This window comes from Gulbenkiania mobilis, assembly GCA_004346645.1.
Taxonomy (GTDB): Bacteria; Pseudomonadota; Gammaproteobacteria; order Burkholderiales; family Chromobacteriaceae; genus Gulbenkiania; species Gulbenkiania mobilis.
In genome coordinates, this window is sequence record SMDA01000004.1 from 334742 (window position 1) to 342254 (window position 7513).

Consider the following 7513-nt stretch of genomic DNA (forward strand, 5'->3'; position numbering starts at 1 on the left):
CCGTCATGCCGTCACGCCATGGGTGCGCCTCAGCGGTTCCAGCAGTCGTCAGCCACCACGGTAACACCGCTTGCAGCGGAAGAAGCCCCGCGCGTGCCCTGATGGTCCAGCGTCAGGATGCGGCAGTAGTTGCGGCTGAACGCGCTGGTGAAACGGCTGGTGGCAGACGCGGTGATGGTGTACGAAAAGCTGGACGGCGTCACATAGCTCACGTCGAACATCGCATTGCTGCTGTCGGGCGTGCTGCAGGGCGCGGAAGCGTTGCAGGCAGCACCGCTGAAGCTGCCGGTGTTGCTGTAGCGCTGCTCCAGCTCCTGTGCCAGGCTCATCATACGGCTCTTCGCCTCGGCGATCCGGCCTCGTGCCACGTAATCGGTGTACGAAGGGTAGGCGATCGCGGCAAGAATCGACACGATCACCACCGTGATCATCACTTCGATCAGGGTAAAGCCGGTTTGGTTCTGGTTTTTTTTCGTCATCGGCAGCTTTCGGTTACTGGGCAGAAATCAGTTCGCGCCAGGATACACGCACGGGCAGGCGCATTTCCGAGGAAAGGTCTTCCGAGCCCAGCGTGCTTGCCATGCGTACCACCGAATGGTTGGGGCCACGCAGGTTGAGGAGCCCGCCGGACTGTCCGGTGATCTTGCGGCGTGAGGCGGCGGCGTCCCCGTCGCCCACGCCCCCTTGGCCATTGGTGTCGTAGATGGCGACCGGCAATTGCGCACCCGAGAAGAGGTTGACCTCGGTCACCCAAGTGTCGCCCCCGTTCGAACACAGGTCGGTCGAGGATACGCTGGTGGTGAACTGCACACGCCCCTGGAGCAGTCGGGGCGAGGCGAGGTTGCGCTCGGTGGAGGTCAGATTCATGAACCAGCCGTTCTGGGTGGTGTAGTTGACGCTGTTGGTGCTGGTGGTGGCAAAGGTTCCGACGATGGAGGAACCCTGCGGCGCGGTGGGCGCGCTACCGATCGTCTGCTGTACCAGGCTGGCGCTGGCGGTGTTGCCCAAGGCTACACCATTGTCGCGGATGCCATACAGCGTCTGGGTGGAAGTGTCGCTCCGGTCGTTGCTACTGTAGAGCTTGCCGGTTCCGAACAGGACCATGTAGCCCCCGGACGGATGGGCAGTCACCAGAGGCTGGGCGGTGATCGGCTGCCGTTTGACGCGGGAGTACGCACCGGTCGAGCCCGTAACCGACCAAGCTGTGAACAGGGGCTGGTTGGCCGAAGCATCGTTGCAAACACCGGTGGTACTGTTGCGTCCGTTGATGCAGAGCCCCCAGAGGGACTTGTCCGTGGTGGAGATGTCGAACTTCCACAGATTGCCGTTCAGGTCGCCGGCATAGATCAGGTCAGTGGTGCCATCCTGGTTGATGTCCACCCCGACCGGGCTGACGATGCCGTTCGGTGCAATCGGGTCGTCTCCGGTCACCGAAGCGTCGGCGGTCACGGCAGGCACGTCCAGGCGCCAGTAATTGGTGCCGCGCACCCAGCCGGTGCCAGGGCCATTGATGTCGAGCAGAAACACCGCTCCCTGCGTGCTGCCTGTGTTGTCGATGCCGCTGCCCACCAGAACCATGTAGCGGTAGGTGGTGCGGCCTTGTGCATCCACGCCGTCCTTCACCTTGATGATCTGGGGAGTCCCCACCGTCATCCGCAGGGCGCTGTCATCCGCCGAGGAGAACTCCCACATGACATCGCTGGTGCCAAACGCCTGGCCAGTCGCTGTGGCGTCGGTCACATCCAGAGCAAAAACCCCACGCCCCCCGGCCCCCGTAGTACCGACCAGCACAGTCCTCGCCTCATTCGCGCTCGCGATCGTGCGGCAGACGTTCGCGGCGGCCAAGGGCCCGTCCACATAGTATTCATGCGTGTAGCTCTTCGAGGTCAGGCGCGACAACTTGGAAAGGATGGCATTGGGCACGTAGGCAAACACCTCGGTACCGCCCGTGCTGTCATCGGTCGCCTTGAAAACGTGCAGCATGCCGTCGTTGGCACCCACCGCCACCATGGGGCTACGCGCCTGGATGGCAGCCTTCAGGGTGGCGTTGTAATCGCATTCAGCGGGCTTGGGCCCGTTGTTGGGAATGAACACCGGCGTGCTGTTAATGATGTCTCCCAGAGGCGAGCCTGTGGTGGGGTCATTGCCAGCAGCCGTACGCGGACGCATCTGCGGCGTGGCGTTGGTAGCTTCCTTGGTACGGTCACCGCGAAGGTAGTTGATGCGTTCGGCCGCATACGCATCCGCAGTACCGCCATAGCCATCCGAGCTGAAGTTGTCGGTCAGCCAGGTCCCCGCATTCGAGGCAAAGGATGCCCCCTGACGCGTGGCACGGTTGTAGGTGAAGATGTTGCGGTTGACAGCGGTCTGGGCTGCGATGCGTGCTGCAGCCGACCACAGGTAGGAGCCGTTGACCGAACCGTAGGCATCCATGCTGTACATCAGCAGATCGCCGCGCCAGTTGGCACTGCCACTGTTGGTCGAGGTCAGGCTGTAGGTGGGGCGGAAGATTCGTGTGGAGCCGTCCGGGCGCACGAAGGCACCATTCACGGCAGGGGTGACGAGCGAGATGTTCTGCTGCTCCGCTACGTTCTCGAACGCCTTCTGCAGGCTGAGGACCATGTTTTCCGGGTTGTTGGCCTGGGCAAAGTAATCGGGCACACCGTTGGGATAGGCATTGATCGTCTGGCTGTTGTTGGCCCATTCACTCTTGACGTCCGGCAAGCCGTTGCCGTTGCTGTCGGTAAAGCCACCGTATTTGGCGGCTTGGTAAAAGGCGTTGGTCGTTTCTCCTTTCGCGCCACCGTTCTCGACGGTATCGATCATGAATGCCTTCACTGTCTGCGTGCCGCTCAGGTCACTGCGCAGGTCCGAGGTGTTGGCAAAGAAAGCCAGCCCGGCGATGTAGGGTGGAGAGTTGGAAGAGCCAGTGTTGTTCGCAGGGTTGGCGCCCGTACGGCCGGTCCATGCATAGACATCCAGGCCACTGTCATCGCCCGGTATGCGCAGCGCAGTCTGGTTGCCGGAGGGTTGCCAACGGCTGCCGGGCAGGTCTGCGTCGCCGTGGGTGTTGGTGTCGCCGATGTACAGCAGGTAGTTCTTCTGACAACTGTAGCCGGAAGGATCGATCGGATCATCCCAGTCCGTGATCACCGGAAAGCCATCCTTCATGGCATCGCTCATGTTGGATGTATAGGCATCGACCGACCCCTTCTTGCGGTAATAACGCAAGGTGGCATAGAAGAGCTCGGCAGCCGGGTCGTAGGTCTTGTAGCCGGTGAAATCCCCGAACTTGTTGATGAAGTTGATCACCCCGCTATTAGAGATCGTCGTGGTGGCTGAACTGCTGCTGGCCGCATCGGCCGCATCGGGGTTGGTCACGAACTGACCGGTGGAGGCCGACCACTCCGCCCCAACGGTCAGGGCTGTGCGGCTCAGAGTAGTGATACTGGTCGACTGGTCCGTCCGCTTCAGGCGGGCACGCATCACTCCGCCGTCACGGTTGTAGCTGTCATCCTTGAGATAACTGAAGACCCCGAAGCGCATCTTGCTGCCGTTCTTCTGGATCAGCCCCACCGGCTTGTAGACCGTGTTTCCCCCTGAAGTGTAGGCCGCGCAGTTGCTCTCCAGCCCAATGGTGTTGTCACACACCTTTACCACGGCACGATAGGTGCCAAGGACGCGGTTGCTGCTGTCCTTGACGGTGAAGTCCCAGTTGAGGCTGGAAAACTTAACTGTGCCAAGGTTGAAAGGCGTGAGCGTGTTGGTGGAATAACTAAGTGTGCGTGCGTTGTCGGTAAAGCCATAAGTCTGGTTTTTGCCCGCAATCACCTTGGCGCGCCGCAGGTAAGTGGCAGAGGCCGTATCCCCAGCGGTGTAGTCAGCCGTTCCCCCAGTCGCGCCCAGTGCCCGGTTCCCCCCGGTAAGGGTGGCACGGAAAATGTCGATGGCCGACATCGTTGCCCAGTTAAGAAGGTTGCCGCTCCACTTCCGGTTGGCACAAGTGCGGTTGGTGGCATTGTTGACTCGGGCAACCGGATAGAAATAATCACCGCTGTCATTGTAGTCGTAGCACTTATCCGGGTCGAAATACCCCAAGTACTTTCGCTGGATGTCGGCAGCCGTGCCAAGCGTGCGGTTGGTATAGGCCTCGCCCGCAGTCGGATACTCGATCGACAGAGCCATCGCCACGTTGGGCAAGACGCCCATGCCGCTGGTGTTGGCGGGGGCTTGGTCCACGGATTGCGTCGCAGCCGCCGACAGCCCGGACACAAGCACCAGAACAAGGGCCGGAAGGAAGCGATAGAAGTTGTTTTGCATGACGACAGTTCCCTGCAACTACTGGAAGGTGGCCTCGATGGTGCGGCTGATGGGCTCGGGCCCACCACGCCGCGGACCAAAACCCCGGACCGTGATCCGATACTGGTAGGTGATGTCCACCTTGCTGGCCGCCTCTGTGAAGCTCAGATTGCCAGAGAGCGAACTGCCGGCCAGCCCTCCCAGTGGGGTGGAGACTTCGGTTCGCTCGACGAAATAGCGCGGTGTCACCACCGCCTCTCCCGCACCGGTCGTCCAGTCGCCAAAGCTGCCGGACAACCGGCTGGCCCGGCCAAGCGGGGAAGTGTTCTTGAGCTCGTCAAAAAGGGGGTTCGTCCCGTAATAGCGCTCGATCAGGGCCGGATCGGACTGTTTGACCTGGCAGATGCCTGTCAGGGCGGCATCAGGCGTAAAGGAAGATTCGGTAAAGCGGGCACAGTCAGGCAACTCCGTGCGACTGATCCGGTCCAGCTCCTTGAGCTGGAGACGACGGATGGCATTCTCGGCAGCATTGAACGCCACGCTATTGTCGCGAAAGCCTCGCCCCAGCCGCTCCTCCATGATGGAGGAAAAACCCATGCCCACTGCCAGCAGGGTTAGGCCCACCAGCAGGACAAGCACGGTGATCAGCGTGGAACCTTCTTGCCGCATGCTTTTTCTCCTATCGCCAGCACAGGTTGCGCAGATGGAAAACGGTGTTGTAGACCCGGCGCAGATAACGGGCATCGTAGCTGCCAGAGGCAGGGGCCAGGTTAGCCGTCGTCAACTGCACCACACCGGAGGCCGTCGTTCCGAACGGCGCAAAGGTCGTGGGCGCATTGCGGTATGCAGCCGGGATCACATCATCGGAGCGCAGCACCAGCCCTACCTTCAGCGCCACCACAGGCGTGGTCAGGGTGGGGGAAGCAGCCGTGGTTTGATACGCGGACAGGGTGCATAGTGAAGGGTCGACATCGCTCAGGTCTACCTGACCCCGCGCTCGGCCGACCATCACTCTGAAGGCCTCGACATTTTCAGCTATGACGATCGGATCCGTCGTGGAAGCGGGGACGAGCGAGGATTCACACACCAAACGACGCTGCTGATTGCTTACCGCCACGCGGAAGGTATTGGTGATCACACTGCCGGCAGGGGCGGTCTCGCCGCTGCAATCCTGCATCGAGGCCTGCACTGCGCCGCCCGAAGCGGCGACAGCCCCCACTGCATACCGCACTGTCAGCGTATCCGAATAGGCATTGAGGTTGGAGACCGTCACCGGCGCACTGGCCAGAGGAGCATTGCTGGGCGTATATGCCGCTTGGCGCAGCGCACGGTCCAGAACGGTGAAGACATAGCGCGCATTTTCCTGCATCAGTGCGTTCTGGTCCTGGTTGCGGCCGATCGCGCTACTGCGACTGAAGACCACCGCCGTGGCGGCCACTACGATCAGCCCGATAACCAGCGCCACCATTAGTTCGACTAGCGTCAGCCCGGACTGCCGCTGCCGGTAGGCATACTGTCTCATGCTTACGGCCTTAACAGGGTTTCATAAGACTGGACGGTACCTCCGCTGCTGGAGCTGGCGGTACGGGCCACCCAGGAAAGGGTGATGCGATACAGCACGCCCTCCGAGGCGGAAGGAACCTCTTGCGCGATCGTCAGCGTGCCACTGGGAAGTCCGCCCTGAGCAACATCTCCGACCTTGCTGCACAACTCGAAAACATCTTGGTTTCGCCACAGGAGAGTAGAGCCACACAACACCCCCGAAGCCGCCGAAGTACAGGCCGGAGCCACAGGCATCGAAGCGGTCGAGCAGTTCACCGCATACGTGGGCGATACCGAAAGGCTCAGTGAGGCTGCAGTGCCGCTGGCAATCCAGTATGAATTGGTGCGGATACGCTCGGCAGCCTCCTCAGCAAGCAGGGCCGCCTGGGTGCGCCAGGCGCTGTTGCTGGACGAACGCACGTTGCTGAGCAGCAGCCCGGCAATGCCCAGCAGCCCGATGGCCAGGACCACCATCACGATCAGCACTTCCAGCAGGGTAAAGCCCTGGTGGGGTCGTTTAACTGCAGCCACTCACATCATCCTTCTCGGGTGCAAGAGTCACCCTGCCGTTTCGGCCAACCTCTACTGTTCGGAAAGCTATGGCCGCATTTGCTCTGCAGGCTATGGTGAAAACCAGCGTGGAAGAAGCCGTTGCCCGACTGACCAACCCGGTCGGTGCAAAGGAAAAGTCGCCCACGCTCGTGGAAATGCCCACCAGCGCCGGTTGCCGTGTGACCAGCAACACCCTCTGGCTTGCCACCTGCGCTCCGGCACTGGCCATACCGTACCAGGCAATCCAACCATTGCTCCAGTCTGCAGCCGTACCGCACGCTGGCGACGAGGCGCCGGAATGGCTGCAGATGGAGACGGTCTGACCAGTCTCCACCGCTTGGGCCCGAGCCATCATGATGGAACGCGAAAGCTCAGCACTGAGCGAGCGCGCCTGTCCCTTGGCCAGGAACCCTTGTAGGTAGGGCATGCCCACGGCCAGCAGGATGGCGGCAATCGCCAGCACGACCATCATTTCTATCAAGGTAAATCCGCGGTTCATACGCACTCTCCCTATCTAAGCTTAGCCTGCCTATAGCAGGCCCGGCGTATCCGGTGACAGGCGGCAGCATTGGATGGACAAGTGGCCCGAGCGATTTTGAGTGAGAGTTTGACGGAGGCGGTGACGCGTGCGAAGCAGGAGGGGCTGCACGAGGACGACATCATGAACCTGCTTTTGGAGACCAACCGGCTGGACACGATCCGCGCTGCGGCGGACACGGGGCGTCTGGTGCTGATGGATGTGCGCGGGCCGGGTTCGGAGCGGCTGGTGGTACCGGTACCGGAGCGCTGATTGGATTTTGTGTGAACAAAGCAAAGCGCCCTGACGGAAGTCAGGGCGCTGTAATGGGGGTCTGGCGGTGTCCTACTTTCACACTCCCAAGGGAGCACTATCATCGGCGCTAAGGCGTTTCACGGTCCTGTTCGGGATGGGAAGGCGTGGTGCCACCTCGCTATGGCCGCCAGACATAAACTGTACAAACTGTAGAAGCCTATCGGGTGGTGGAACCACCCGAACGGTAGAATTCTGTATCGTGCGCTTTGCTGAGCAAAGCCACTCAAATGATAGGATCAAGCCTCACGAGCAATTAGTATCGGTTAGCTTAACGCCTCACAGCGCTTC

The 7513-nt window shown here is 61.1% G+C and carries 7 protein-coding genes and 1 rRNA gene; 1 reads left to right on the top strand and 7 read right to left on the bottom strand.

Translation table 11 applies throughout. The features are described from left to right. Positions 1-29 precede the first annotated feature (29 nt). The 6 genes from EV669_RS08470 to EV669_RS08495 are packed head-to-tail and all read right to left on the bottom strand — an operon-like array spanning position 30 to position 6892. Positions 30-479: a type IV pilin protein gene (locus EV669_RS08470; protein WP_055433399.1), complete on the bottom strand. Its 450-nt coding sequence runs from the start codon at positions 477-479 to the stop codon at positions 30-32. A 13-nt stretch (positions 480-492) separates the two neighbouring features. Next, entirely contained in the window at positions 493-4320 is a 3828-nt protein-coding gene (locus EV669_RS08475; RefSeq protein ID WP_132098397.1) for a pilus assembly protein, read from the bottom strand. An 18-nt stretch (positions 4321-4338) separates the two neighbouring features. Continuing rightward, positions 4339-4968, bottom strand: coding sequence for a pilus assembly PilX family protein (locus EV669_RS08480; RefSeq protein WP_165922731.1), 630 nt, complete (start codon positions 4966-4968; stop codon positions 4339-4341). A 10-nt stretch (positions 4969-4978) separates the two neighbouring features. Next, entirely contained in the window at positions 4979-5821 is an 843-nt protein-coding gene (locus EV669_RS08485) for a PilW family protein (protein WP_054286664.1), read from the bottom strand. 2 nt (positions 5822-5823) lie between these two features. Beyond that, positions 5824-6372: a type IV pilus modification protein PilV gene (gene pilV, locus EV669_RS08490; RefSeq protein ID WP_132098399.1), complete on the bottom strand. Its 549-nt coding sequence runs from the start codon at positions 6370-6372 to the stop codon at positions 5824-5826. Next, the gene (locus tag EV669_RS08495) at positions 6359-6892 is read right to left on the bottom strand and encodes a GspH/FimT family pseudopilin (RefSeq protein ID WP_132098400.1); all 534 of its coding nucleotides are present in this window, start codon (positions 6890-6892) and stop codon (positions 6359-6361) included. The genes pilV and EV669_RS08495 overlap by 14 nt, the downstream gene beginning before the upstream one ends. Before the next feature lie 120 nt (positions 6893-7012). Between EV669_RS08495 and EV669_RS08500 the strand changes: the two genes are divergently transcribed. Further along, positions 7013-7183: a hypothetical protein gene (locus EV669_RS08500; RefSeq protein WP_161803920.1), complete on the top strand. Its 171-nt coding sequence runs from the start codon at positions 7013-7015 to the stop codon at positions 7181-7183. Positions 7184-7242: 59 nt separating this feature from the next. Here the strand turns inward: EV669_RS08500 and rrf are convergent. Next, positions 7243-7357: ribosomal RNA gene (gene rrf / locus EV669_RS08505) — 5S ribosomal RNA — on the bottom strand. Positions 7358-7513: the final 156 nt, after the last annotated feature.

Coding starts and splice junctions, on each gene's coding strand:
- EV669_RS08480 (WP_165922731.1), bottom strand. CDS start 4,968: ATGCGGCAAGAAGGTTCCACGCTGATCACCGTGCTTGTCCTGCTGGTG.
- EV669_RS08470 (WP_055433399.1), bottom strand. CDS start 479: ATGACGAAAAAAAACCAGAACCAAACCGGCTTTACCCTGATCGAAGTG.
- EV669_RS08475 (WP_132098397.1), bottom strand. CDS start 4,320: ATGCAAAACAACTTCTATCGCTTCCTTCCGGCCCTTGTTCTGGTGCTT.
- EV669_RS08495 (WP_132098400.1), bottom strand. CDS start 6,892: ATGAACCGCGGATTTACCTTGATAGAAATGATGGTCGTGCTGGCGATT.
- EV669_RS08485 (WP_054286664.1), bottom strand. CDS start 5,821: ATGAGACAGTATGCCTACCGGCAGCGGCAGTCCGGGCTGACGCTAGTC.